Source organism: Neisseria sp. HMSC068C04 (genome assembly GCF_001810105.1).
In the GTDB taxonomy this organism is placed as follows: Bacteria; Pseudomonadota; Gammaproteobacteria; order Burkholderiales; family Neisseriaceae; genus Neisseria; species Neisseria flavescens_B.
This window is the reverse complement of sequence record NZ_KV799988.1, coordinates 12,573-37,913: the sequence shown is the minus strand read 5'-3', so window position 1 is coordinate 37,913 and position 25,341 is coordinate 12,573. Positions and strand designations below refer to the sequence as shown.

Sequence of the window (25,341 nt, the reverse complement as noted above, 5' to 3'; positions counted from 1 at the left end):
GCATATTTGTAAAGGAATCTCCAATTTTTTATCAAAGAGAGTACGTGATTACAAAATAGCTGTAATAATGTACCAATATTTGTTATTCTATAATCTTCCAATTACTCCCGTTCTTTTCAAGTACCAAATCAAATTGAGATACCTGCGTTGCTTTGGCATGTAAATTACCTAAAATAAATGAACTAAATATGCTTTTTATTTTCCATTTAATTCAAAGTGTTTGATGTTGGGAATCATGATATGAGTTTGAATGATTGGAAGGAAGATGGTCAGTCGAGGCTGGTGGGCGACCAAGAAAAACCTTTAAACGACGGCACAGCTGCCGAATCCCAACAGGATGTTGAGTTTTGGGATTACAAGCAAAACGGTGTGGTTGAAAACGAAGTTGAGGTTGTGGCTGAAGCGGTTGAAATTCAGGAAGCAGTAGAAGGTCAGGATGTAGTTGAATATCCTGAGATGCCGTCTGAAAAAAACGAGAAGAAAGCCACACGCAAAAAAGACAAGGCGAAGAAGAAAAAAAATAAAGCCGAGGATTTGAATGCGTCTGATTTGTTGGGTACGAATAAGGGCGTGGAAACCATGTTCCGCAATGCCGTACGCTCGGAGATGGAATTGTTGGCGCTGGCGGCAACCAAAGCGAACATTATGATTTCGCTGAATGGTTTTATTGTTTCTGCTCTGATGATTTCGGGCGCGTTTATTTTTTCATCGTCGCCCGAATTTTTGATTCCGGCCAGTACGTTTATGATTACTGCCGCCGCGTCTATCGTGTTTGCATTGCTTTCTGCTTCGCCGGAACGTATCGGTAAAATGCAGGCGGCGCGTACATGGTTTAAGGATTTTGTCCGCGGCCGTTCTAAGTTGCGGGATTTGAAAACCCGCCTCAGCAGTACTGAAACACGCTTTTTTGGCGGCAGCCAACCCAATATTTTGATTTATGAAGACCGTGTGAAACTGCAAAAAGATCAATATTGGGAAATGATGCAGGAAATTATGGGCGACCGTAAACAAATCTATGAAAAGATGAGCGACCATCTTTACTGGCTCGGTTTGTTGGCGGATAAGCAGTTCAAATACATTAACTTATCTTATGCGGTATTCCGCTGGGGTTTGCTGGCTTCGTTGGTAGCATTTATCGGCGTGAAAACATTGCCGTCATTACTGACACCTCCGGCCAACAACGCGGCAGAGCTGCGTTCGCTGGGTATTAATATGTTTAACGGCGTATTTGAGCCTTCTGCTGTACAACAGCTTCCGGATGGTAAGCTGCTGATCGCGGAAGACGAACCCAACCATGCGTTCAGTATCATTAGCATTGATAAAACCGGCAGGTTTGTGGAAGACGAGGCATTGGATACGCGCGTGATTACCGGTTTCAAACGCCGTCTCAGCGACTTGGAGGCTTTGGCACGCGACGATGAAGGCTTTATCTACGCGCTGACTTCACACTCGCGCACCCGTAAAGGCAACCGTTCGCCTGACCGCGAACACCTGATGCGCTTTAAAATCCAAGACGGCAATGTATTGGGGCTGACCAGCTACGACAATCTGACGCAGGTTTTGGAAACCGATCACAAGCTGCATGATTTGATTCGTGAGCGAACCAAGGCAGAGGTTTCTTTTGAAGAAATCAATATTGAGGGCATGGCGTTTGATCCGGTGAAAAAACGTCTTGTTTTGGGATTCCGTGATCCTGAGTTTAACAACATGGCTTTGGTCGCGTTTATCAGCAATCCGAAAGATGTATTTGAGCGAAATGCCAAGCCTGAGTTTGATGAAGTGGCCGTGATTGATATTGATGGCGGCGGTATCCGTTCCCTCAATTATGATCCTGTGTTGAAAACCTATGTGATCGCCAATGAAGTGAAGGATGAGAATGGACAGAAATTCTCACAACTGTGGACTTGGAGCGGTAATCCGACCGATGAACCGCAAAAAATCTCTCTACCTAATCTGCAACACATTACCAACGTTGAAGCCGTCGATTCGATTACCGTTAATGGCAAGCCACAGATGATTCTGATGGGTGATGAAGGTAATGCTTCACAGAAAATTACTGCCAAGTATATGTTGGTAGATTACAGTCAATTGGGTAAACAGTAAGTTATCTTGGCTGATGGCTAAAAGGCCGTCTGAAACCATAAACTATCGGTTTCAGACGGCCTTCTTGTTTTCAGTAAAACAGGTTGATGGGTTTAAATACTCTAATCAATGATGATTAACCCAAAAAAGTGGGCAAGTTTCAGACGGCCTTCAAGCCATTGGTGACACGTTTGTAGCAGGTATAAACCAATGCCGCGCAGGCCAGCCACATAAGGATATAGAAAGTCGAATGGAAGCTGCCGGCGATTGCATACCATACGGCCAATGCGCCGATAAAGAATGCGCGGTCGCTTTTGCCGAATGGCCCGTCATAACGACGGCCGTTGCCATGAACTTGTCCCAAAACGCCGCAAAACTCAGTCATTGCCGCCAGCCAAATAAACAGGGCGATTTGCACGCCGCCGAAGGGCGCGATGAAGGCAAAAGGCAGATACAAAGCAGCATCGGCGGCAATATCGGTGATTTCATTCAAATAGCCGCCTAATGCCGATTGTTGGCCGAACTCCCGTGCCAGCATGCCGTCCATTGCATTCAGTGCCATACGGACAAACAACCAGATCGGTAAAAGCCAGAATAATGTGGATACACCTGCAAACAATGTTAAAAGCAAACCGATCAAAATAGAAACGGCGCAGGCAAACAGAGTGACTTGATTGGCAGTAATGCCTTTTTGATACAGTCGCTTAACCATTGGGCGCAACAGGTTTTGAAATTTTGGTTTCAGGGCGTAGATGCTCATAATTATGCTATATAAAAGAAAATGAAGTGCCGTGATTATAGACGAAATCCGTTATAATCCGTCAATCTTCGAATCACGCGGTTCGCAAACCTCCCGCGTTAACAAAACTAGGAATTTACTATGGAAAAACAGCAGGCACTCGTTATTTTTTCGGGCGGGCAAGATTCAACAACCTGCCTGATTCAGGCAATTCAAACATATGGCCGTGAAAATGTGCAGGCCATCACTTTTCAATATGGGCAACGCCATGCCATCGAATTGGAGCGCGCGCGTTGGATTGCCCAAGATTTGGGCGTAAAGCAGACCGTACTCGATTTGAGCCTAATGCAACAGATTACGCATAATGCCTTGATGGATGATACGGCATCTATTGAAACAGCTTCAGACGGCCTGCCCAATACATTTGTAGATGGACGCAATGCTTTGTTTTTGCTTTACGCCGCTATTTACGCCAAAGGGCAGGGAATACGCCATATCATTGTCGGCGTATGCGAAACCGATTTTTCCGGTTATCCCGACTGTCGCGATGTGTTTGTTAAGTCGATGAATGTCACGCTGAATCTGGCCATGGATTACGCTTTTCAAATTCACACGCCCTTGATGTATTTAACCAAAGCGCAAACATGGGCGCTGGCAGATGAAATGGGTGCATTGGATTATATTCGCGAGCACACGCATACCTGTTATAACGGCGTGGTCGGTGGTTGCCATGAATGCCCGAGCTGTATTTTGCGCGAGCGCGGTTTGTCAGAATATTTGGAAAGTAAAAAGGCCGTCTGAATTAAGAGGGGCATCTATTTCCAATATCCAGTTGTACAAAAAGGCCGTCTGAAAAATTCATTTCAGACGGCCTTTGGCTATGTATTTTGTTCTGCTTAGAACAGCAAATCTGCCGGTTCGCTGCTTGTCGGAGCATCTTTCACAGGAGAAGAAGCAGGGGCAGTAGCCGGTTCGGAAGTGGCTTTAGGTGCAGGGGCTGGGGCAGTAGCTGGTTCGGAAGCGGCTTTAGGTGCGGAGGCAGGAGCATCCGTCGGAGTGGTTACCGGTTTGGCCGCAGGTTTTGCCGGTTTCACCGGAGTCGGACGAACGATTTGTTTCGGTTCGGATGCTGCCTTGTTTGTATCGTCGGTAGCATCAACTTCGATTTCAGTGCCTTGAGGCAATACTACATCTTTAGCAGGAGCCGGTTTCGGCATGACTCTAGGTTTGCTGTAAGCATCTGTGCCGCTGGTCCATGCCAAAGATTTCAAAGGCGATTTGAGTTTCACGCCTTTGGCGCAGGTCAGACAGTTTGCTGCGCCGGTGCGTCCTTTCAAGATTGCATCCACACGAGCGGCAGGGATGGTTTTACCGTGCGCTTTTGCCCAGGCGGCAATGCTTTTTTTCAGGGCAGCCGTATCAAGGTTTTTCTTGTCGTAAGGGTCACGATAGGCAGCCAGCCACAAGTTTTGGTTAGCATCTTCGTTCAGACTTGCCATTTGGTAGATAACGGAGGCAGGAGAACCTGTTGCGATGGTTTTGGCGAATTCCAATGCGTCAGGCGATTTCATGCGTACGCAACCATGGCTGCGGACGCCGGGTACGCTGGCAGGGGCATTGGTGCCGTGGATACCAAGGCTTAATTTAGGGTCGCCAAGACGGACAAATACGGGGCCCAGCGGGTTATTTGGACCGGCCGGTACGCTTTTTACGCCGTCATTGCGTTCTTTTTGGATCGATTTAGGGATATGCCAAACCGGGTTGTAGGCTTTTGCGCCGATTTTGTGTTCGCCCAGGTTGGTTTGGGTCATGGCTTTGCCGACGGCAACAGGATAAATTTTGCTCAGTTTGCCGTTGTCGTAGAGGAACAAACGCTGTTGCGTAATATTGATAACGACGTGTTGTCCGGAAGAGGCTGGGGAGACGTCTGGAATAAGTGTGTTTGCAGCAGCGGCTGAAGTTAAAAGGGCGGCGGTCAGGCCGAACAGTATTTTTTTCATGTCGTCTTTTTTGTAGGGTTTGAAATGAAAGTTTTTGGCGCATGATACCTGAAACTCTGTGTTTTTGTGAGAAAATATGCGCTTTCGGTATTGGAAGACAGTCAAACGGTCGGGCAGCGGCTGAGTGACGGAAACGGTGTGGGTGTGAAAGAACAGTATCAAGAGACGGAAGTTTTTTCTTTGGATTATGAGGGCAGGGGTGTTGCCAGAGTCGATGGGAAGACCGTATTTATCGGCGGTGCGCTGCCTGGGGAGCGTGTAACGTTTACCATACATAAAGAAAAAAAGCAGTTTACAGAGGCTCAGGTTGAAAAGGTTTTGAAGGCTTCTTCCGAACGTGTCGAGCCGGCGTGTTGCTATTTTGATACATGTGGCGGCTGTTCGCTTCAACATGTTTCTTTCGGAGCACAAGTTGCATTAAAGCAACGGATTTTGGAAGAGCAGTTGGAACGGATAGGGAAGGTCAAGCCGGAGCTAATTTTACCCCCTTTATATGGTTACTCCTGGTATTATCGCGATAGAGCACGTTTGAGTGTTTCGGTGAATAAGCAAGGCCGTCTGAAACTCGGTTTTCAGGCTAAAAAAAGCCATGATGTCGTCAATATCCGCCATTGCCAGATTTTGCCTAAACATGTGTCCGATAGATTGCCTGATGTCCGTCATTTGCTGCAAAAGCTGCATGATGACGGTGTAAAAGTGAAATTTGTTGAGTTTTATTGCGGAAAAAATGTGACGGTGCTCAACATTCGTTTCGTAAATCAACCGTTTGGACAAATATTAAGCGAATTGCGTAATTGGTTTGATAAGATATTGTCGGGTGCTGAAAAGGCATGGCAAATATGGCTGCAGGATCATGCTGAGTCCTTGCCGTTTTACCCTGAGAACGCGCCTGTCCTGAACTATACTTTTGCTCAATTTGATGTGGAAATGCCTTATAAACCCGGTGATTTTACGCAGATTAATGCGCAGCTGAACGAAGTGATGGTTGCAAGGGCTGTCAGGCTTTTAAATCCTCAGAAAGGAGAGCGGATTGCCGATCTGTTTTGCGGTTTGGGCAATTTTAGTTTGCCGCTGGCAAAAAGTGGCGCATCGGTTGTCGGTATCGAAGGCGCCGATTATTTGGTCGATAGGGCAAGGGAAAATGCACGCCTGAATCGTTGTGCCGAGAATATGACGTTTTCTGTTGCAGATTTATTCGATACCGATGAAAAGACTGTTGAGTCGTGGGGACAATTTGACAAGATGTTGCTAGATCCACCGAGAAATGGGGCTTATGCTGTTGTCAAATTGCTACACAAGCCGTTTTTGCCTCAGAAGATAGTGTATGTTTCGTGTAATCCATCAACATTTGCACGAGATGCCGGTGTCTTGGTTGATAAGGGCTATAAGTTTAAGGCGGCGGGAATCATGAACATGTTTGCACAAACCTCGCATGTTGAATCCATTGGTGTGTTTGAGTTGTAAATTGGTATCAAGTCCTTTATGTGGGTAGGGTTTTTAATGTAAAAATGAGTGCATTCATGTTATCATCATTCGTTTGGGGAATGAATAACGTTGAAGTTGCGTGTAAAGCAACAGATGTTAATAAATGCAGTTTGCAGCACAAGACCGGGAGGTGTTCTTGAACTATCAACTTTTAACTATTTTTTTGCTGGTGCTTTTTTTGCTGGTGTTGGTTTTTGTTCGTCATAAACAAAGTAACAATTCAGACAAACAAAGCGCGCATGCATCAAAAAGCGGCCGTACATCTGCTGCTCATACAGCCTCCTCTGAGGATGGAAACGACTGGATTGAGAAAGTCAACCAGACAGTTTCCAATGCGGATAATCAAGACTGGGAATGGGGTGGAAGCGGCTCAAACGATGCAACAGCTTCTGTTTCCGCACAAGAAGTCGATCCGTTGACCGAATATCAGGTTTATAAACAGTTTGGCTATGAGAGCAAAGCAGCGGAGTCTTTGGCCGGTTATCTCAATACTTTGGAAGACGGCGCTCCGGAAAAGCTGGTTCATGAATTAATTGGTTTGAATCTGCGAGTCGGCAATATCGATATGCTGGCGGATACGCTTGAGCGTCATAGTGCCTCCCTTTCTGAAGATAGCGTAGCTGAATACCTGAAAGCCGGCCTGGCTTTGGATTCTACTAACCTGCGCCTGCGTGTTTTTGCCGAGCACCATCTTGGTTGGAATATGCAGGAAGTGGACCGTCAAATTGGCGAACAAAGCGGTTTGGAGGTTGCTTCCGACGAGCATATTGCCTTTGAGGGCGACTCGGTTGAACGTATTGCCGTTCCAGGTATGGGCAAACGTGCGCCTATCGTATTAGGTAAGAAAGATTTTGGCGAAATCAGCCCCGAAGAGATGGGTGCGGTTATTGGTTTTGCCAAACCGGAGCGTAGTGCAAAAATCCTGAAAGACAAGATCAGCTACGAGACTGCTTTGCATCAATACAATAAAGCAATCCAAACTTCTGCGAAGCCTGCTGGTCTCATTATCGATGCCTTGCGTCTGGATTATCAGAATGAAGAAGTAGGGCAGTTTGCCAAGCATCTGTGGAAGCTTTACCACTCTTTGGGTCAATATGGTCGTCAAGTAAAAGAACGTATGCTTGGTTGGGGTTATAGCCTTGGTTATCACGAAATTTTTGATGACTTGGAAAAAGGGCCGTCTGAGCAGCAAATTAAAGAGATTGGCTTGAAACGTGGTTATATTCAGCCAAGTTCTTTGCAGATGAAAGCCAAATATCGTGAGTTGGTTCAAAAAGACTCTTCAGTTATCAGCGCCAGCTCTTCACCAGCTGATGAAGCTCTGAAAGAAGTGGAATCTTTGTTGGCCTACGGTCAGTTGGATTTGGCCATCGGTACTTTAGAACAGGCTGTTTTGCAGTATCCTCAAGAATCGCAGTTGTACATTATCTTGTTTGATTTGTACGAACGCGTTGAAGATTGGGGACGTTTGGAACAATTTCTGCGCTTGTTGCGTGAGCGTGTTGTCAGCCTGCCTGAAGAGGTTGTCTTGGCAATGAGCCGTCTCTTGCAACGAATGAACCAATATTCAAAAAAATAAGATAATCGTAGAAAGTACGAGTGATGAATAATCATTTACCAAAAATTAAAACCATACGGGTTATGTTACAGGAGATGGGTGAGCAACAGCAGGCGGTATTCCGTATGGCATTTAAAATGCACAATACGACGAATTACGTCATCGTTTCCCCTGATTCTGATGAGAAACCGGACTTGATATTGGTTGATACCGATACTCCGGCAGGTGTAGAAGCTTGGAAAGAGTCGAAGAAAACTTATCCGGAAGTACCTGTGGCTATGTTTTCTTCCGAGTTGCCGACAGTAACGACTCCTTATTTAGCTAAGCCGGTCAAATTTGATACCTTGTTTCCTGTTTTGCGCAGCCTGGCTCACGGCGGCAATGTTTTTGAGCCGTCTGAGCAACAAGCGGCTGAAGAGAATAAAAGACAATCAAATTCCGATGGCACAAGAAAAGCAACCATCCGCCGATTTAATCCAAATAAAGGCTTGTTGGGTGCGCTGAAATTTGCTAGTCAAGGACACCAAGATATTGCCGTCTTGCATGAAGGCAAGCCGATATTAATCGTGTTTCCTAGTATCCAGCGAGTACTGTTGACAGTCAGTGCCAACGATTTGGAGAAATTGTGTAAGAACGATAACTTGGCTGTCGTGTGTAAGGCTGTCCCTGATAATCCTCAATGGAAAGAAAAAGCCAAAGTTACCATTATGTCATGTCTGTGGCAAATGGCTATTTGGACTGCATCAGGCCGTCTGATTTATCCGATGACGCCGCAAACTGTCTTTACACTCAAGCGTTGGCCAAACTTAACTCGTTTGGCACATGTTCCGGAATCTATGCGTTTGTCGGCATTTCTGACAAAAACGTCTGTTAATCTGAACATCCTCTATAAAGTCATGCCTTTAGAAATGCCTGATATTTTGAACTATTTATCGGCAACATATATGACAGGCTTTTTGGCGACAGATACAGAGTTTGCAACTGATGCGAACAATACGCCTTCGTTGAACGAACAGATTGATGTGAATAGCAAAGACGTACCTGAAACAGCAATGAGTAAAGAGGCTCAAAAAATTGCCGGTCCGTCGAAAGAACAACCTCGCGGCCTGTTGCAACGCCTGATGCGTAAGTTGCTGGGTAAATCGTAAAGGACACGTCATGAAAGAAAATAAAATTATCTTTACCGGTCCTGTTGGCGTAGGTAAAACCACTGCAATTTCAGCTTTATCTGATGAACCACCGGTTCAAACCGATGCATCCGCATCCGATATGACACTTGTCCGCAAGGGGTACACGACTGTGGCGATGGACTACGGTGTCATTCATTTGGATGAGGAAACCAAGGTTCACCTGTATGGTACGCCTGGTCAGGAGCGTTTTAATTTCATGTGGGAAATTCTGAGTCAAGGCAGTATGGGCTTGGTGCTTCTTTTGGATAATACAAGAAGTAATCCATTGAAGGACTTGCAATTCTTCTTGGATGCATTTCGGGAATTGCTGAAAAAAGCGCCTCTGGTTGTAGGGGTAACGAAGATGGATATTCGATCCTTACCAAGCGTGGATGTTTATCAAAAATATTTAGCACAGAATAATTTTAATGTACCGGTTTTTGAGATTGATGCGCGTCGAGAAGACGATGTAAAACAATTGGTTACTGCCATGTTGTTCTCAATTGACCCCGGATTAGAGGTATAAGATGGAAGCGACACTCTCTTTACAAGCAAATTTATATCCTAAGATTACACCGGCGGGTGCGTATTATGCTGTTTCAAGTGATACGCCCAGTGCCAGCAGAACTTTATTGTATGGTCTGTTGCGTGCAGAGCCGTCTGAAACCATCAGCAGCGAGAAAATCTTGGCATGGGCGGATACCAGCGACATCAATACTGCTTTGAACCTGTTGTACCGCCTCCAACGCTTGGAATTTTTGTATGGTGATGAGGAAATCAGCACAGACGATATCCATTTGACTGACGAGCAATTGCCTACATTGTTGGAACAGTTGTCTAATTCTGGCAAAGCTTTATTGGCTGATGAAAACGGTTTGTATTTTGCCAATGCCAATTTCCATCACGAGGCTGCGGAAGAGTTGGGGCTTTTGGCGAGCGAAGTGGCCAAAATGGAAGACAATCACCGTCTTTTGATTCGCAATAACCTGCATATCAATAATAGCGCATGGGGTATTTGTGATCCTTCAGGCCAAAGTGAGTTGACCTTTTTTCCTCTGTATATTGGCATGACCAAGCTGATTTTGGTAATTGGTGGAATGCCTGATTTAAATAAAGAGGCTTTTGTTACTTTGGTTAAAGTTCTGTACCACCGATACGGCAGCCGTTGATTTTTGCCTGACCGATATTTATTTTAGAATGGAGCGACTATGCAACAACTATTAATCTCTGTATTAAGCGATTTGAACAATACCTCTGCTGATATCACTGCTTCTGCAGTTATTTCTACAGACGGCCTGCCGATCGCAACCATGCTGCCTTCCCACCTGAATGCAGACCGTGTAGGTGCGATGTCGGCAACGCTTTTGGCATTGGGCAATCGTTCCGTACATGAGTTGGCTTGCGGTGAGTTGGATCAGGTAATGGTTAAAGGTAAAAATGGCTATATTCTGTTGAGTCAAGCAGGTGAAAATGCAGTGTTGGCATTGATGGCAAAAGAAAGCGGTAAATTGGGCTTGATTTTGTTGGATGCGAAACGTGCGGCCAAACAAATTGCTGAAATCTTATAAAATTTTTATAAATTAAAAAGATATAAAAATATTTTTGTTTTTATATAGATTGTTGCTTGACAGGTTGCTGATATTTTCTATATAATTCCATCTTTAATTCCCCGATAGCTCAGTCGGTAGAGCGACGGACTGTTAATCCGCAGGTCCCTGGTTCGAGCCCAGGTCGGGGAGCCAAATTTTAAAACCACCATGTTACATGGTGGTTTTTATTTTATCTATTTATTGAGTATTTTTAACATATTGACAATGCGTGGCGAGATGGTTGTACTGAATGCTTCAATTTTCAGACGGCCTACCAGCATATTTAAATATCACATTTATTTTTTAAGCGATCTATAATATTTATAGAAAAAATAATATCTTATTGTTATCTATGGAAAACTCACATACATTACATTCTTCATCACGCTTTCGGTTCGCATTAAAAAATGCGGCATGGCATTTGTTGATTAGTCTGATTTTGGCAGGATTGGCCGCTTTGTTGGTATTTGGAATTTGGTATCCTTATCCATATGCCGAGCTGACAGGCGGATTGGCTTTATATAAACTGGTCATTTCAGTAGATATTGTTTGCGGCCCGTTGCTGACTTTGATTCTTGCCAGTCCGAGCAAGAAACTTAAAGAGAGGATTATTGATTTTTCCTTAATCGGCATGATTCAGCTGGCTGCTTTAATTTATGGTTTGTGCAGCGTATCTTTGGCGCGTCCAGTGGTTGCCGCATTTGAAACCGATAGGATAAATGTGGTAACTGCTGCAGAAATTGATGTAAATGATTTGAGCCATGTCCCAAAGGATTTGCAGGATTTACCTTGGTTTGGCGTGCGTCGTGTTGGGTTGCGTGAGGCAACGAGTCCGGATGAGGCTAACCAAAGTCTTGATTTGTCTTTGAAAGGTATTGAACCGAGTATGAGGCCTTCTTGGTGGTTGCCAGATTCGCAGCAGGAACGTGAGAAAATTCGTAAGGCAATGAAACCGTTGTCTGTCTTGGCAAAAGCCCGTGGCATGAGTGAGGAGTCAATTTTTAAACAGGCTTCTCTGGAAAACAATGGAAAAGAATTGTATTTCTTGCCATTTACCAGTGCGCGAAGTAAAGAATGGGTTGTGATATTGAATGATCAGGCAGATTTCTTGGGTTATGCGCCGATTGATGGTTTTATCAAGTAAGAAAAGGCCGTCTGAAAGCTGGTAAGTAATGGTATAGGCTGTTTTTAAAAGAAAATATGCTGTCAGACTTTGCCTTTCTTTCGTCAAACTGATAAACTGTTTGCCATTATTTTTGACCGAGGCATAAATTTTTCATGAAAGACTCAGAGCAGAGTAGTTGTTATACCGCTTCTTTCCCTTTATTTATGTCCGAACTTTGGCAGTCTGTCCGTTTTAAGCGGAACGGCTGCCTTTTTGTATTTTAAAGGAACACAATCATTATGGATTTCAGTTGGTTGGCAGAGCCGCATACTTGGATAGGCTTTGCCACGCTTCTGGTTTTAGAAGTTGTTTTAGGTATTGATAACCTTGTTTTCGTAGCGATTTTGGCAAACAAGGTTAAACCGTCGCAACGTGATAGGGCGCGGATAACGGGCTTGGGTTTGGCCGTGGTTATTCGAATTTTCATGCTGGGCTTTATGGCGCACATCATGACGCTGACGCGTCCTTTGTTTGAGCTGGGCGGTCTGGAGATTTCCGGCAAAGACATGATTATGTTTGCCGGCGGTATTTTCCTGCTTTATAAAGCGACTACCGAGCTGCACGAACGCCTTGAAGGCCACAATCAATTTGCTGTTGCTGAAGGGCAGAAGAAGCATTCCGCTTTTTGGGGCGTTGTGGCGCAAATCTTGATTTTGGATGCGGTTTTTTCTATCGATTCTGTCATTACGGCAGTGGCGATGGTGGATCATATTGTGGTGGCAATGGGTGCGGTTGTTGTGGCGATGACGGTGATGATTTCTGCCAGCAAACCGTTGACTGCCTTTGTGGACAAGCATCCGACCGTTGTGATGTTGTGTCTGGGTTTCTTGTTGATGATCGGTTTCAGTCTGATCGCGGAAGCCTTCCATTTCCATATTCCGAAAGGCTATTTGTATGCGGCGATCGGCTTCTCGATTTTGATCGAACTGTTTAATCAGGTTTCGCAAAAGAATGCCCGCAAAAATGACTACATCAGCACTTCTTGGCGTAAGCGCACCGCTGAAAATGTGTTGGGTATGATGGGTATCCGCGAAAGCATTTTGGCAAAAGCAGGCGATAATGGCGGCGATGACGAGCATTTTGAAGAAAACGAAAAATCCATGATTCGCAGCGTGCTGACTTTGGCGGAGCGTCCGATTATGGGCGTGATGATTCCGCGTCGGGAAATTGAGAAATTGGATATTTCCCAAAGTCGGGAAGAACAAAATGCGCAGTTGAAAAATACGCCGTATAGCCGGTTGTTGGTTGTCGGTAAGGCAGGTGTAGATGAGCCTTTGGGCTATATCAGTAAAAAAGATTTGCTGAACCAGCTGCTTGAATCGGGCGAAATCAATATTCAGACGGCCTTGCGTCAACCATTGATTTTGCCGGACAGTACGACGGCGTTGAATGCGATTGAATTGTTCCGTCAAAGCAGCGCGGATTATGCGTTGGTGGTGGATGAATTTGGCGCGGTGTTGGGTATGGTGACCATGAAAGATTTGTTGGAAACCATTGCCGGTGAGTTCCCCGAAGAGTTTGAGCGTGAGGAAGAAGAAGCTGTTCCGGCCAGTCAGGATGAAACGCTGTCTGTGGATGGTGCATTGGAGTATGTGGAATTGGCTTCTCAGTTAAATCTGCCTGCTCAAGAGGAAGATGCGGACTTCCATACCGTTGCCGGCTTGATTATGGAAGAGTTGCAAAGTATTCCTGATGTAGGAGATTTCATCGATTATCACGGCTGGCGTTTTGAAGTGGTTGAAAAAGACGGACAACGGATTGCCCGTGTGAAAATCAACCGTTTGCCAGAAGAGGAATAAGTGAAGAGTTAGTATGGTAAAGGCCGTCTGAAAATGTTCAGACGGCCTTTTTATTTATCCGACTTTAGTTGCCGTAATGTCCCGAGCCTAAGATTCGGTGTGAATGTGCGCCGGTTGCATGGTGGGGATTGCTCGGAACTTGATTGCACCAACAGGCTGCAAGCCAGGCAAAAGCGGCTGCTTCGACCCATTGCGGGTCAAGATGGAGCTTGGCTGTGCTGTGCAATTTGGTGTCGGGGGAAAACAGGGTTTCCAAGTCTTGCATCAATACCGGATTGCGGATGCCGCCGCCGCAGATATAAAGATGATGCGCCGGAGCAGCTTGTTTGGTCGCATCAAAAATGGTTTGTGCAGTATAAAAGACCAATGTGCGTATCACATCTTCTGGCTTTTCATTACCTTCCAGACGGCCTTGAAGCCAGCTTAGGGAAAACAATTCTCGGCCTGTACTTTTCGGATAAGGGCGGCTGAAGTAAGGATGGTCGAGTAGGGAAGCGAGCAGGTCTGGGAGGACTTTGCCTTGTGCGGCTTTTTCCCCGTTTTTGTCGTAAGGCTGTCGCCAAATATGTTGTATCCATGCATCCATTAGCATATTGCCGGGGCCGGTATCGAAGCCGAAAGAAGGGCTGTCGGGCGGAAGAATGCTGATATTGGAAATGCCGCCAATGTTGAGTACGGCACGAGTTTCATTCGCATCTTGAAACAGCGCTTCGTGAAAAGCGGGGACGAGGGGCGCACCTTGACCGTTGCAGGCAAGGTCGCGGCTGCGGAAGTCGCCGACCGTGAAAATGCCGGTTAGTTCGGCTAATAGGGGGAGGTTGACCAGTTGAATGCTGTAACCGTGTTCAGGCGCATGGCGGATGGTTTGTCCGTGGCAGCCGATCGCGGCAATGTCTTTGGCCGACAGGTTTTGTTCTGTCAATAGTTGTTGGACGGTTTGGGCGTATAGGCGGCTGAGTGTTTGCGCCAGGATATTGCTTCTGTGCAATTCATTTTCGCCTATGTCTTGCAGTGCCAACAATTTTTGGCGCAGGCCGTCTGAATAGGGTAGGAAGCTGTGGGCAACGGCGCGTTGCCATTGCTTGCCCTGCATTTGAATCAGTACGGCATCGGCACCGTCCATGCTGGTTCCGGACATGATGCCGATATAGTATTGGGGTTGCATTTCGGTTACAGAAAGAGAAGGTAAAATGACATTTTAACGCCTTTTGACGTTTTTACGGGAATTTCGGCATTTAATGTAAATAGTTGGTGCAAGAAAGATTACAAAGAGGTTAAAATAACGCGACTCAACATGTTTTCCAAAAGGAAACTTTCCATGGCTCAAACTCAGTCGAGTGCGAACTTGAAGCTGATTAATACGGTTTTTGCCGCTATGCTTGTGAGCATGGTCGGCTATTTTATTTATTGGGGCCTGGGTTATACCCACTACAACCACTCCGGCCTGTTTATCCTTGCTACCTTTTTCGGCGTCTTTATGGCGTTTAATGTGGGTGGTAACGATATTGCCAACTCTTTCGGTACAAGTGTCGGCTCCGGCACATTGACTATTCCGCAAGCTTTGCTGATTGCGGCAGTATTTGAAGTCAGCGGCGCAGTGATTGCCGGTGGCGAGGTAACAGATACTATCCGTAAGGGTATTGTCGATTTGAATGGCATGCATCTGGATCCGATGCAGTTTGTCTTTATTATGATGTCTGCGCTTTTGGCTGCGGCATTGTGGCTGCTTTTCGCATCACGCAAAGGCCTGCCGGTTTCCACGACACATGCCATTATCGGCGGTATCGTCGGTAGTGCCTTGTGTATGGCGGCATTGAACGGTGTGGATTCCGTTGCGCTGATTCAATGGGACAAGTTGGGCGAAATTGCCTTGTCTTGGATTTTGTCTCCGGTATTGGGCGGCATCGTTTCCTATCTGTTGTTTTCACGAATTAAGAAAAACGTTTTGGACTACAACTCTTGGGCTGATAATACGCTCAAAGGCATCAAGTTGGAGAAGAAAGCCTATAAAGAAGAACACCGCCTGTTTTTTGAAGCCTTGAGTGAATCTGAAAAAGTCGAATACGCCACCAAAATGGCGCACGATGCCCAAATTTATGATGAGCCGGACTTTGATCCTGAAGAATTGCAGTCTGAGTATTATCGCGGTCTGCACCGCTTTGACAGCCGTAAGGGCGAAGTAGATTCTTACAAAGCCCTGCATTCCTGGGTGCCGTTTATTGCTTCTGTCGGCGGCATGATGATTGCGGCCATGTTGATTTTCAAAGGTCTGAAAAATCTGCATTTGGGCATGAGCAACGTCAACAGCTTCCTGACCATTTTCATGATCGGTGCGGCTATTTGGATGGGTACGTTTGTATTTGCCAAAAGTTTAAAACGCAAAGATTTGGATAAATCGACTTTCCAAATGTTCTCATGGATGCAGGTATTTACCGCTTGCGGTTTTGCATTCAGCCATGGTGCGAACGATATTGCCAATGCGATTGGTCCGTTTGCCGCAATTATGGATGTGTTGCGTACCAACAGCATTACCGCTCAAAACGCCGTGCCGCCGATTGCCATGTTGACTTTCGGTATCGCTTTGATCGTCGGCTTGTGGTTTGTCGGCAAAGAAGTGATTAAAACCGTAGGCACCAGCTTGGCAGAAATGCACCCTGCGTCAGGTTTTTCTGCAGAGCTTTCTGCCGCCGCCGTCGTGATGGCTGCATCATTTATGGGCTTGCCTGTTTCCAGTACCCATATCTTGGTGGGTGCTGTTTTGGGTATCGGCTTGGTTAACCGTAATGCCAACTGGAAATTGATGAAACCGATCGGCCTTGCTTGGGTAATTACCTTGCCTGCAGCTGCCGTTTTGTCTGTTGTCAGCTATTTGGTTTTGCAAGCAGTGTTTTAATTGATTATTTGATTTCAAAAGGCCGTCTGAAAGATATTTCAGATGGCCTTTACTTATGTTCATTAAGAGGAGATTTTAGTTTGCTTTAATGTCGAACAAATAATGTTGTTCAATGTCTGTACTGATACAAGAATAATTAAGGTAATAGAGAAATATTTTATTGGGAATATCTTGGAAAAGATTTTGGTTTCAAAACTTAGAGTAGTAAGGCAAACAAAGCTATTTTTAATCAGTTTACTATAATGTTAGGGCAATAAAAAAGCCCCAATTCATTGACGTTTAAGTGCCGTATTGAATTGGGGTTTTTCTATTTAGTATGAGCCTTATCAGGCCGTCTGAACATTATTCAGCAGCTTCGTTGGTCTCAGCTTGCACAGGAGCCGTTTCTGCTTCAGCGGTAGCCTTAGCGGCTTGGCGTTCGGCTTGTGCAGCCAATGCCTGTTGAACGGCTGGGTGCTGTTGGGCGATGGTTTGTTCTTCTGCGCTGACTTCGCCTTTGAAGCGGTTGTTCAAGTCAAAACGTTTGCCGCCGCGAGCCAGGGCTTTCAGATAGCGCGGACGGCGGCAGTGGTTGGCCAGTACGCGTGCAATCAGTGTAGGGTCGTATTGGGGCAGGGCGGCAACCAAGTCTTGGTCGATACCGACGGCCAACGGTTTGAATCGTTTGAATACATCATATTTGCCGTAAATGTGGTCGGCAATCATGTCTGTCTGTTTTTTCTTGCTCATGGTTTGGACGGCAGATTTCAGCGCAGCGCCCAAAGCGGTTTCTTGTGCCATTGCGGTTGTATTCCTCTAATATAAATCCGTATTTTTGTCATACGGCAATAAGGTGCTATTGTAGTATAAAGACTGTGATTTGGCTAAATTTTTCTGAGAATATTCAGAAATAAATGGTTATTTTTCCAATTTGGCAATGTCCGGTGTATTTACCTGAACGTTGGCATTTTGCGCACGATGGCGTAAGACGTGGTCAATCAATACCAAGGCCAGCATGGCTTCTGCAATCGGAGCGGCGCGTAATCCGACGCAGGGGTCGTGGCGGCCGTGTGTGGCAAGTTCGACAGAGTTGCCCTCTATATCAATGCTCCGGCGCGGTGTGGCGATGGAACTGGTCGGTTTGATGGCAATATTCACATGGATATCTTGTCCGGTGCTGATGCCGCCCAAGATGCCGCCTGAGTGGTTGGATAGAAAGCCTTGTGGCGTGAGCTCGTCGCCATGCTCGCTGCCGCGTTGCGTTACGCTATCAAAACCTGCACCGATTTCAACGCCTTTGACGGCATTAATGCCCATCATGGCATAGGCAATTTCTGCATCTAGGCGGTCAAAAACCGGTTCGCCCAAGCCGATAGGGACGTTGGCTGCTTCGATATGAAGTTTTGCGCCGACAGAATCCAATGATTTGCGCACGCTGTCCATATAGTTTTCCAAGCCCTCAATTTGGCTTTGGTTTGCTGCAAAAAAAGGATTTTGGGAAATGTATTCGTAGCCTTCAAACTGGATTTCTTTTTCACCGACTTGGGTAACGTAGGCGGTGATTTCCGTGCCGAATTTTTCTTTCAGCCATTTTTTAGCGACTGCTCCGGCGGCAACGCGGGCAGCGGTTTCGCGGGCGGAACTTCTACCGCCGCCGCGATAGTCACGTGTACCGTATTTATGCCAGTAGGTGTAATCGGCATGACCGGGACGGAAGCTGGTGGCGATATTGCCATAGTCTTTGCTGCGTTGGTCGGTATTGCGGATCAGGAGGGCGATGGGTGTGCCGGTGGTTTTGCCTTCGAATACGCCGGAGAGGATTTCGACTTGGTCGGCTTCGCGGCGTTGGGTAACGTGGCGGCTGGTGCCGGGTTTGCGGCGGTCAAGGTCAAACTGGATATCCGCTTCGCTCAATTCTAATCCGGGCGGGCAGCCGTCGATAATGCAGCCCAAGCCTGCGCCGTGGCTTTCGCCGAAAGTGGTAACGGTAAAGATTTGTCCGAAGGTATTGCCTGCCATAGGGATACTCTTTTGAAATTGGGTTTGGAAATTTTTTGCTTGTTTGGATAATTCTCAGGCCGTCTGAACAGATGTGAGAACGAAATCAAAGATTCTCGTTTCACCGTTCAGACGGCCTTTTGAGATGACTGCTTAGTTCAATTTACCGTGGCACTGTTTGTATTTCAGGCCGCTGCCGCAAGGGCAAGGATCGTTGCGGTGAACAATCAGGCCGTTTTGTGCAAGCGCTTCGGGGCTGAAGTCTGTGCCGTCAGGATCGAACGCTTCTGTAACCAAATCGGTTTGCGATTGGCCGAGCAATTCTTCCATATCAGGCGCATCGGAGTGGACGGTTTGAACATCGCTGACGCTTTGTGCGGCAGTGTGGTCGTATTCGCTGTTGCGCTCGATTTGAACGGCGGTCAGCAAAGCGGCAATGTTTTGTTTGATACTGCGCCACAGGTTTTCAAACATGGCGAAAGCTTCGCGTTTGTATTCCTGTTTCGGATTTTTTTGAGCATAGCTGCGCAGATGGATACCTTGGCGCAAGTAGTCCATAGCGGCGAGGTGTTCGCGCCATTGGTTGTCGATAACTTGCAGCATAACATTGCGTTCGAAGTCAGACATAGCCTGTTTGCCGACCAATTCGACTTTTTCGGCATACTCGTCTTCGATGCGCTTGATGAGGCGTTCTTTAATGTCTTGGTTGTCCAAAGTGCTGTCTTCTTTTAGCCAGCCTTTAATATCGACATGCAGGCGGAAATCGGCGGCAAGTTGGTGCTCCAGTGCCGGAATGTCCCATTGCTCCTCCATGCTGTCAGGCGGGATGTGGTAATCAACCAAGTCGCTGATAACGTCGGCGCGGATTTCGCGGGTCAAATCGCTGACGTCTTTGCTGGTCAGGATTTCGTTACGTTGATGGTAAATCACTTTACGTTGGTCGTTGGCAACGTCATCGTATTCCAAAACTTGTTTACGCATATCGAAGTTGCGGCCTTCGACTTTACGTTGTGCGCCTTCGATTTGACGGGTCAGCAGACCGTGTTCGATGGCAACGCCGCGCTCAGGTGCCAGGCGGTTGAGGATGGCGGCGGCACGGTCGAGTGCAAAGAGACGCAATAATGGGTCTTCAAACGACAGATAGAAACGGCTGGAGCCGGGGTCGCCCTGACGGCCCGCACGACCACGCAATTGGTTGTCGATACGGCGGCTTTCATGGCGTTCTGTACCGATAATGTGCAAACCGCCTGCGGCCACAACTTGGTCGTGTTCGGCTTGCCAACCGCTTTCAAGGGCGGAAATTTGCGCTTGTTTTTGCTGTTCGCTCAAGGTTTCATTGGCACGGATGGCTTCGATTTGATGTTTGAGGTTGCCGCCCAAGACAATATCGGTACCGCGGCCGGCCATGTTGGTGGCAACGGTAATTGCGCCGACTTTACCGGCTTGGGCCACAATCAATGCCTCGCGCTCGTGTTCTTTAGCGTTCAGAACGTTATGCGGCAGACCTGCTTCGTGTAACAAGCGGGAAACCAGTTCGGAGTTTTCGATGCTGGTTGTACCGACCAAAACCGGTTGGCCGTTTTTGTGGCATTCGGCGATGTCTTTGACAACAGCTTCAAATTTTTCTTCGGCTGAACGGAAGATTTGGTCGTTGAAGTCTTTACGTTGTACAGGACGGTTGGTCGGGATGATGACGGTTTCGAGGTTGTAAATGCTTTGGAACTCGAAGGCTTCGGTGTCGGCCGTACCGGTCATGCCGGACAGTTTGTTGTACAGGCGGAAGTAGTTTTGGAAGGTAATAGACGCGAGCGTTTGGTTTTCGCGTTTGATTTCTACGCCTTCTTTGGCTTCAACGGCTTGGTGCAAGCCTTCGGACCAGCGGCGGCCGGCCATCAGACGGCCTGTAAATTCGTCCACAATCACGATTTCGCCGTCTTGGATAACGTAGTGTTGGTCTTTGTGGAACAGGGTGTGCGCGCGCAATGCAGCCATGAGGTGGTGCATCAGGGAAATATTGGCGGCAGAGTAGAGCGAATCGTTTTCCTGCAATAAGCCCATTTGGGTCAGGATTTGCTCGGCGTGTTCGTGACCGGCTTCGCTCAGGATAACTTGGTGTGCTTTTTCATCTACCCAGTAATCGCCTTCGCCTTCTTCGGTTTCTTGGCGGATAAGGTGGGCAGGAACGGCGTTCATCACGCGGTAGAGCTGGATGTTGTCATCCGCTTGGCCGGAAATAATCAGCGGCGTACGCGCTTCGTCAATCAAAATGGAGTCCACTTCGTCGACTACGGCAAAGTTCAATTCGCGCTGAACTTTGTCGTATTGGTCGGTAACCATATTGTCGCGCAGGTAGTCGAAACCGAATTCGTTGTTTGTACCGTAAGTAATGTCGGCACCGTAAGCAGTTTGGCGTTCGAAAGGTTGCAAATCGGCGACGATCACGCCGACGCTCAAGCCTAAGAAATTGTACAACGGCTCCATAATGCTCGCGTCACGGGAGGCGAGGTAGTCGTTGACGGTAACAACGTGGACGCCTTTTCCTGACAATGCATTCAGGTAAACGGCAAGGGTAGCCACCAGAGTTTTACCTTCACCGGTACGCATTTCGGCAATTTTGCCGTTGTGCAGGACCATACCGCCGATCAGCTGTACATCGAAGTGGCGCATGCCCAATACACGGCTCGATGCTTCGCGGCAGACGGCAAAGGCTTCGACCAAAATGTCGTCCAAGCTTTGTCCGTCGGCGAGACGTTGTTTGAATTCGGCTGTTTTAGCTTGCAGTTCTGCATCGCTCAAGGCCTGCATTTGTTTCTCAAGCGCGTTGATTTTGGCAACGGATTTACGATATTGTTTCAGCAGGCGGTCGTTGCGGCTGCCGAAGATTTTCTTAGCAATGTTTGTCAGCATGAATAATTCCTGCGCCTTGATATAATAGTGGGCGAAACTGGGATTTTAACACAAGCGCTTGTATAACGCGGTAATGCTGTTTGAAATAAAGGCGGTTTTGCTGTATTTCAATTGTAATTGTTTGGTTAATTCACTGAGAGGCCGTCTGAAACTATGGATTTAGCACAATTAGGCAAACGCGATCATTTATTGGCGGGCTTGTTGCAACAATCGCAACAATGGCGGAAATTGGATGCAAAAATCAAAACGGTTTTGCCGGCAAACCTGCATCCGCATTTTCAGACGGCCTGCGTAGAAGACGGAAGATTGGTCTTGCTTGCCGCCAATAATATGGCTGCTTCGCGTTTGAAAATGATCCTGCCTGCCATGTTACCCAAATTGCAAACATTGCATGCAGGCGTCAGGGAAGTGGTGGTCCGGGTAGTTCCCAAGCCTCCGACTCAACCGAAAACCAATAGTTTGAGATTGAGCGAGGCAGCTTTAGACAGTTTCGATGAGGCGGCAGCTAAATTGGAAGGCAAGCATCCCGAATTGGCGGCGGCATTGGCAGAATTGGTACGCAAGCATAGCCGTTAAAATTATGTTAGATGAGATTACAGTTAATAAATGTTAAAACTTATATCGTTCGGCTGATAGCATCTAATACTAAAGAAATACGACCTAGAAAGTATCTGTTTTCTTTTAGGTAAACTGATGTAAACTTGGCTTGAAACTTTGATTTCGTGTGAAGTTTGTAGCAAAATAACGCCTGAATTTCACATCACGCTATGCGGATAAATTTTAGTTTGGCGTTTGCCTTTTATTAATATATTCGTGTAGTGCTGTTAATAGAACTTAACAAAACTCTCATCATTAGGAGATACATCAATGAAAGCTTATCTGGCTCTGATTTCCGCTGCCGTTATCGGCTTGGCTGCATGCTCTCAAGAAGCTGCAAAACCTGCTGAAGCCCCTGCTGCTTCTGCCGCTTCCGAAGCTGCCCCTGCAGAAACTACTGCACCTGCTGATGCAGCTCCTGCTTCTGAAGCCGCTCCGGCCGACGCTGCCGCTGCTCCTGCTGCCGGCAACTGCGCGACTACTGTTGAAGCCAACGACGCTATGCAGTTCAACACTAAAGAAATCCAAGTAAGCAAAGCTTGTAAAGAATTCACCATCACCCTGAAACACACCGGTACCCAACCTAAAACCAGCATGGGTCACAACATTGTCATCGGTAAAGCTGAAGACATGGACGGTATTTTCAAAGATGGCGTTGGCGCAGCTGACACTGACTACGTTAAACCTGATGATGCACGCGTTGTTGCCCACACCAAACTGATCGGTGGCGGCGAAGAATCTTCTTTGACTCTGGATCCAGCCAAACTGGCTGACGGAGAATACAAATTCGCTTGCACCTTCCCAGGTCACGGCGCTTTGATGAACGGTAAAGTTACTTTGGTTGACTAATCCGCCTAAAGCTCGAAAACAGACAGCCTGCCTTGCGCAGGCTGTTTTGTTATAATCTGGAAACATTAATTTAAGAATAAATCCTATGAATCCGTTTGAAACCAAAAGCGTTACTTTTGCCGAACCTATTGAAATGCTGTATGCCTGCCACGGCAAAGTGCGCCGTTTCTGCAATCAGGTTGCCATGTTGTCGGACTATATCGCCGAAAACGGCTGCAATCAGGTTGTTTTGCAAACCATCCGCCAAATTGCCCAGTATTTCAACGTTGCCGCGCCCTTGCATCATGAAGATGAAGAGGAAAACTTCTTTCCGCTTTTATTGCAATATGCGCCGCAAGCCCAAGAAAGCGTTGACGAACTGTTGCGTCAACATGTCAGCCTGCATAGCAACTGGGACGGCGTAGCGGCTGAATTTGCCAAGCTTGAAGCGGATAACGCCTATATCCCTGATGCCGAAGCATTCAAACGTTTTGTCGCAGGATATGATGTTCATCTGGCGATTGAAGAGCCGCTGTTTGATATGGGCAAAACCTTTATCCCCAAAGAAAAACTGACCGAAATCGGCGAAATTATGGCCGCACGCCGCCGCAAATAAGGCCGCCTGAAACAATCGTCTCAAGGAATACACTATGCTGACCCCAAAAAGTTGCGATTTGTTCAATATCCCTTTTTTCCAGTTTTCCCAGCTAAAAAAATACCAGCCTGAAAGCATTCCGCAAATCAAGGCAGACTATAAAGAAAACTGGCAGGTATGGCAGCAGCTGATCCAGCAGGTTGCCGCCGAATTGGGTGCGCCGTTTGCACCGCCGCATATCGAACGCTGGTGTAACGGCTGGCAGGTGCGCGCTCATTTCTTTGCCTATTTCAAATACGAACAATATAAAAATTCCGCAGCGATTTTATCGATTTTGCTGAATCGCCGCCGTTTGAGTGTCAGCTTGGATTGGCATTGCTATAAAGCCGATGTTTCCCCCATTGCGTTGCCTGATTACAACCGCTGGCTGGATAATTTTGATACTGAAAAATACGCTTCATTCGATATGTGGCATGGTACGGAAAGCGAATATGACGATTATCGTACCGTTGCCCAACAAAGCGACGGCGATAGAAAGCTTCGAGACGACAAAGATTTCTTCTGTATCGGGAAACACATCGAACGTGATGATTTGGGCAAGCAGGATGTCGTGAAATGGATAGCGGAAACAGTGGAAGACTTACTGCCGCTTTACGAAGCTTGTCATGGAAAATAACTCAGAATACCGAAAGGCAGACTGCCTATTCAGTATCTTCAAATAAACTCAAGGCCGTCTGAAAATCATATTCAGAACGTTTCAGACGGCCTGTTTCTCAAAGTGAACAAACAAATATGACCGAAACTCAATCCTTAGAGCTTGCCAAAGAGCTGATTTCCCGCCCGTCCGTTACGCCGGATGACCAAAACTGCCAACAACTGCTGGCCAAACGCCTGCAAAAAATCGGTTTTGCCGTAGAAGAGCTTCATTTTGGCGACACCAAAAATGTTTGGTTGCGACGCGGTACGCAGGCTCCGGTGTTCTGCTTTGCCGGACATACCGACGTCGTGCCGACAGGCCCTGTTGAAAAATGGGATTCGCCTCCGTTTGAACCGACCGAGCGTGAAGGCCGTCTGTATGGTCGCGGCGCGGCGGATATGAAAACCAGCATTGCCTGTTTCGTTACCGCCTGCGAGCGTTTCGTTGCCGAAAATCCTGATCATCAAGGCAGCATTGCGCTCCTGATTACTTCGGACGAAGAGGGCGATGCGCTGGACGGTACGACCAAAGTCATCGATGTGTTGAAAGCGCGTAGCGAGTTGATTGATTACTGTATCGTCGGAGAACCGACTGCCGTGGATAAATTGGGCGATATGTTGAAAAACGGCCGCCGCGGCTCGCTGTCGGGCAACCTGACTGTCAAAGGCAAGCAAGGCCATATTGCCTATCCACATTTGGCAATCAATCCCGTGCATACTTTTGCCCCGGCCTTGTTAGAGCTGACACAAGAAGTCTGGGACGAGGGCAACGAATACTTTCCGCCGACCAGTTTCCAAATTTCCAATATCAACGGCGGCACAAGCGCGACCAACGTTATTCCGGGCGAGCTGAACGTCAAATTCAATTTCCGTTTCTCTACCGAGTCCACCGAAGAAGGGCTGAAACAACGCGTCCACTCCATTTTGGACAAACACGGCGTGCAATATGATTTGCAGTGGTCTTGCTCAGGCCAACCGTTTTTAACTCAGGCCGGAAAATTGACCAATGTGGCACGCGAAGCCATTGCCGAGATTTGTGGCATTGAGGCCGAATTGTCCACCACCGGCGGTACTTCGGATGGACGCTTCATCAAAGCCATTGCCAAAGAACTCATCGAGTTAGGCCCGTCCAACGCGACCATCCACCAAATCAACGAAAATGTGCGCTTGGAAGATATTCCTAAGCTGTCGGCAGTGTATGAAGGTATGTTGAAACGTTTGTTGGATGAAAAGGCCGTCTGAAAACGGCAGAAAGGGTATTG

22 protein-coding genes, 1 tRNA gene and 1 riboswitch are annotated in these 25,341 nt (G+C 47.0%); of the genes, 17 read left to right on the top strand and 6 right to left on the bottom strand.

What is annotated here, in order from left to right; all coding sequences use genetic code 11:
* Window positions 1–456: 456 nt before the first annotated feature.
* Complete coding sequence (locus HMPREF2700_RS09155; protein ID WP_223168814.1) at window positions 457–2,103, top strand: Pycsar system effector family protein; 1,647 nt, start codon at window positions 457–459, stop codon at window positions 2,101–2,103.
* A 139-nt stretch (window positions 2,104–2,242) separates the two neighbouring features.
* Here the strand turns inward: HMPREF2700_RS09155 and HMPREF2700_RS09150 are convergent, their stop codons facing one another.
* Window positions 2,243–2,842 carry a CDP-alcohol phosphatidyltransferase family protein gene (locus HMPREF2700_RS09150; RefSeq protein WP_070591669.1) on the bottom strand — a complete coding sequence of 200 codons (600 nt, stop codon included), beginning with the start codon at window positions 2,840–2,842 and terminating at the stop codon, window positions 2,243–2,245.
* 71 nt (window positions 2,843–2,913) lie between these two features.
* Window positions 2,914–2,959, top strand: a riboswitch (PreQ1 riboswitch).
* Between the two features lie 3 nt (window positions 2,960–2,962).
* Here HMPREF2700_RS09150 and queC point away from each other — a divergent pair.
* Window positions 2,963–3,622 (top strand): 7-cyano-7-deazaguanine synthase QueC, encoded by a 660-nt coding sequence (queC, locus tag HMPREF2700_RS09145; protein ID WP_070591668.1) that lies wholly within the window; start codon window positions 2,963–2,965, stop codon window positions 3,620–3,622.
* Window positions 3,623–3,717: 95 nt separating this feature from the next.
* Here the strand turns inward: queC and HMPREF2700_RS09140 are convergent, their stop codons facing one another.
* Complete coding sequence (locus tag HMPREF2700_RS09140) at window positions 3,718–4,821, bottom strand: L,D-transpeptidase (protein ID WP_070591716.1); 1,104 nt, start codon at window positions 4,819–4,821, stop codon at window positions 3,718–3,720.
* Window positions 4,822–4,959: 138 nt separating this feature from the next.
* Between HMPREF2700_RS09140 and rlmD the strand changes: the two genes are divergently transcribed.
* The 9 genes from rlmD (at window position 4,960) to HMPREF2700_RS09095 (ending at window position 13,586) form a co-directional block, all read left to right on the top strand.
* Complete coding sequence (gene rlmD, locus HMPREF2700_RS09135; protein ID WP_070591666.1) at window positions 4,960–6,285, top strand: 23S rRNA (uracil(1939)-C(5))-methyltransferase RlmD; 1,326 nt, start codon at window positions 4,960–4,962, stop codon at window positions 6,283–6,285.
* Between the two features lie 124 nt (window positions 6,286–6,409).
* Window positions 6,410–7,885: a 23S rRNA methyltransferase gene (locus HMPREF2700_RS09130; protein ID WP_070591665.1), complete on the top strand. Its 1,476-nt coding sequence runs from the start codon at window positions 6,410–6,412 to the stop codon at window positions 7,883–7,885.
* Between the two features lie 23 nt (window positions 7,886–7,908).
* Window positions 7,909–9,012, top strand: a complete 1,104-nt coding sequence (locus tag HMPREF2700_RS09125; protein WP_070591663.1) for a response regulator — start codon at window positions 7,909–7,911, stop codon at window positions 9,010–9,012.
* A gap of 10 nt (window positions 9,013–9,022) precedes the next feature.
* Window positions 9,023–9,559: a GTP-binding protein gene (locus HMPREF2700_RS09120; RefSeq protein WP_003748733.1), complete on the top strand. Its 537-nt coding sequence runs from the start codon at window positions 9,023–9,025 to the stop codon at window positions 9,557–9,559.
* Window position 9,560: 1 nt separating this feature from the next.
* Entirely contained in the window at window positions 9,561–10,202 is a 642-nt protein-coding gene (locus HMPREF2700_RS09115; protein WP_003679679.1) for a hypothetical protein, read from the top strand.
* Between the two features lie 39 nt (window positions 10,203–10,241).
* Window positions 10,242–10,601, top strand: a complete 360-nt coding sequence (locus HMPREF2700_RS09110; RefSeq protein ID WP_003679682.1) for a roadblock/LC7 domain-containing protein — start codon at window positions 10,242–10,244, stop codon at window positions 10,599–10,601.
* A gap of 98 nt (window positions 10,602–10,699) precedes the next feature.
* Window positions 10,700–10,775 (top strand) — tRNA-Asn (locus HMPREF2700_RS09105).
* A gap of 199 nt (window positions 10,776–10,974) precedes the next feature.
* Window positions 10,975–11,766 (top strand): fimb protein, encoded by a 792-nt coding sequence (locus HMPREF2700_RS09100; RefSeq protein ID WP_070591662.1) that lies wholly within the window; start codon window positions 10,975–10,977, stop codon window positions 11,764–11,766.
* Between the two features lie 260 nt (window positions 11,767–12,026).
* A complete protein-coding gene (locus tag HMPREF2700_RS09095) occupies window positions 12,027–13,586 on the top strand; it encodes a TerC family protein (protein WP_070591660.1) in 1,560 nt (519 codons plus the stop codon).
* A 64-nt stretch (window positions 13,587–13,650) separates the two neighbouring features.
* Here the strand turns inward: HMPREF2700_RS09095 and HMPREF2700_RS09090 are convergent, their stop codons facing one another.
* The gene (locus HMPREF2700_RS09090) at window positions 13,651–14,751 is read right to left on the bottom strand and encodes an anhydro-N-acetylmuramic acid kinase (protein ID WP_070591659.1); all 1,101 of its coding nucleotides are present in this window, start codon (window positions 14,749–14,751) and stop codon (window positions 13,651–13,653) included.
* 153 nt (window positions 14,752–14,904) lie between these two features.
* Here HMPREF2700_RS09090 and HMPREF2700_RS09085 point away from each other — a divergent pair, with 153 nt between their 5' ends.
* Entirely contained in the window at window positions 14,905–16,479 is a 1,575-nt protein-coding gene (locus HMPREF2700_RS09085) for an inorganic phosphate transporter (protein ID WP_070584891.1), read from the top strand.
* Between the two features lie 342 nt (window positions 16,480–16,821).
* On the opposite strand, the gene HMPREF2700_RS09080 is transcribed toward HMPREF2700_RS09085, so the two are convergent.
* The 3 genes from HMPREF2700_RS09080 to secA form a co-directional block, all read right to left on the bottom strand.
* Complete coding sequence (locus HMPREF2700_RS09080) at window positions 16,822–17,259, bottom strand: ProQ/FINO family protein (RefSeq protein ID WP_070591658.1); 438 nt, start codon at window positions 17,257–17,259, stop codon at window positions 16,822–16,824.
* A 117-nt stretch (window positions 17,260–17,376) separates the two neighbouring features.
* Complete coding sequence (gene aroC, locus HMPREF2700_RS09075) at window positions 17,377–18,477, bottom strand: chorismate synthase (RefSeq protein WP_070591657.1); 1,101 nt, start codon at window positions 18,475–18,477, stop codon at window positions 17,377–17,379.
* A gap of 132 nt (window positions 18,478–18,609) precedes the next feature.
* Window positions 18,610–21,363, bottom strand: coding sequence for a preprotein translocase subunit SecA (gene secA / locus HMPREF2700_RS09070; protein WP_070591655.1), 2,754 nt, complete (start codon window positions 21,361–21,363; stop codon window positions 18,610–18,612).
* 153 nt (window positions 21,364–21,516) lie between these two features.
* On the opposite strand from secA, the gene HMPREF2700_RS09065 reads away from it, so the two are divergent.
* The 5 genes from HMPREF2700_RS09065 to dapE all read left to right on the top strand — a co-directional run bounded on the left by HMPREF2700_RS09065 (window position 21,517) and on the right by dapE (window position 25,321).
* The gene (locus tag HMPREF2700_RS09065) at window positions 21,517–21,939 is read left to right on the top strand and encodes a DciA family protein (protein WP_049329568.1); all 423 of its coding nucleotides are present in this window, start codon (window positions 21,517–21,519) and stop codon (window positions 21,937–21,939) included.
* Window positions 21,940–22,230: 291 nt separating this feature from the next.
* The gene (azu, locus tag HMPREF2700_RS09060) at window positions 22,231–22,809 is read left to right on the top strand and encodes an azurin (RefSeq protein WP_003684449.1); all 579 of its coding nucleotides are present in this window, start codon (window positions 22,231–22,233) and stop codon (window positions 22,807–22,809) included.
* 85 nt (window positions 22,810–22,894) lie between these two features.
* On the top strand, window positions 22,895–23,404 hold the full coding sequence (locus tag HMPREF2700_RS09055) for a hemerythrin domain-containing protein (RefSeq protein ID WP_070584903.1): 510 nt from the start codon (window positions 22,895–22,897) through the stop codon (window positions 23,402–23,404).
* Window positions 23,405–23,438: 34 nt separating this feature from the next.
* Window positions 23,439–24,059 (top strand): glucose-6-phosphate 1-dehydrogenase family protein, encoded by a 621-nt coding sequence (locus HMPREF2700_RS09050; protein ID WP_070591654.1) that lies wholly within the window; start codon window positions 23,439–23,441, stop codon window positions 24,057–24,059.
* A 116-nt stretch (window positions 24,060–24,175) separates the two neighbouring features.
* Entirely contained in the window at window positions 24,176–25,321 is a 1,146-nt protein-coding gene (gene dapE, locus HMPREF2700_RS09045) for a succinyl-diaminopimelate desuccinylase (protein ID WP_070591653.1), read from the top strand.
* Window positions 25,322–25,341: the final 20 nt, after the last annotated feature.

Bases quoted from the DNA above. Each gene is read 5' to 3' on its own strand.
- HMPREF2700_RS09140 (WP_070591716.1), bottom strand. From the start codon at position 4,821: ATGAAAAAAATACTGTTCGGCCTGACCGCCGCCCTTTTAACTTCAGCC.
- HMPREF2700_RS09095 (WP_070591660.1), top strand. From the start codon at position 12,027: ATGGATTTCAGTTGGTTGGCAGAGCCGCATACTTGGATAGGCTTTGCC.
- HMPREF2700_RS09125 (WP_070591663.1), top strand. From the start codon at position 7,909: ATGAATAATCATTTACCAAAAATTAAAACCATACGGGTTATGTTACAG.
- HMPREF2700_RS09115 (WP_003679679.1), top strand. From the start codon at position 9,561: ATGGAAGCGACACTCTCTTTACAAGCAAATTTATATCCTAAGATTACA.
- azu (WP_003684449.1), top strand. From the start codon at position 22,231: ATGAAAGCTTATCTGGCTCTGATTTCCGCTGCCGTTATCGGCTTGGCT.
- HMPREF2700_RS09090 (WP_070591659.1), bottom strand. From the start codon at position 14,751: ATGCAACCCCAATACTATATCGGCATCATGTCCGGAACCAGCATGGAC.
- secA (WP_070591655.1), bottom strand. From the start codon at position 21,363: ATGCTGACAAACATTGCTAAGAAAATCTTCGGCAGCCGCAACGACCGC.
- HMPREF2700_RS09130 (WP_070591665.1), top strand. From the start codon at position 6,410: ATGCAGTTTGCAGCACAAGACCGGGAGGTGTTCTTGAACTATCAACTT.
- HMPREF2700_RS09110 (WP_003679682.1), top strand. From the start codon at position 10,242: ATGCAACAACTATTAATCTCTGTATTAAGCGATTTGAACAATACCTCT.
- HMPREF2700_RS09100 (WP_070591662.1), top strand. From the start codon at position 10,975: ATGGAAAACTCACATACATTACATTCTTCATCACGCTTTCGGTTCGCA.
- queC (WP_070591668.1), top strand. From the start codon at position 2,963: ATGGAAAAACAGCAGGCACTCGTTATTTTTTCGGGCGGGCAAGATTCA.
- aroC (WP_070591657.1), bottom strand. From the start codon at position 18,477: ATGGCAGGCAATACCTTCGGACAAATCTTTACCGTTACCACTTTCGGC.
- HMPREF2700_RS09055 (WP_070584903.1), top strand. From the start codon at position 22,895: ATGAATCCGTTTGAAACCAAAAGCGTTACTTTTGCCGAACCTATTGAA.
- dapE (WP_070591653.1), top strand. From the start codon at position 24,176: ATGACCGAAACTCAATCCTTAGAGCTTGCCAAAGAGCTGATTTCCCGC.
- HMPREF2700_RS09050 (WP_070591654.1), top strand. From the start codon at position 23,439: ATGCTGACCCCAAAAAGTTGCGATTTGTTCAATATCCCTTTTTTCCAG.
- HMPREF2700_RS09065 (WP_049329568.1), top strand. From the start codon at position 21,517: ATGGATTTAGCACAATTAGGCAAACGCGATCATTTATTGGCGGGCTTG.
- HMPREF2700_RS09080 (WP_070591658.1), bottom strand. From the start codon at position 17,259: ATGGCACAAGAAACCGCTTTGGGCGCTGCGCTGAAATCTGCCGTCCAA.
- HMPREF2700_RS09150 (WP_070591669.1), bottom strand. From the start codon at position 2,842: ATGAGCATCTACGCCCTGAAACCAAAATTTCAAAACCTGTTGCGCCCA.
- HMPREF2700_RS09155 (WP_223168814.1), top strand. From the start codon at position 457: ATGCCGTCTGAAAAAAACGAGAAGAAAGCCACACGCAAAAAAGACAAG.
- HMPREF2700_RS09120 (WP_003748733.1), top strand. From the start codon at position 9,023: ATGAAAGAAAATAAAATTATCTTTACCGGTCCTGTTGGCGTAGGTAAA.
- HMPREF2700_RS09085 (WP_070584891.1), top strand. From the start codon at position 14,905: ATGGCTCAAACTCAGTCGAGTGCGAACTTGAAGCTGATTAATACGGTT.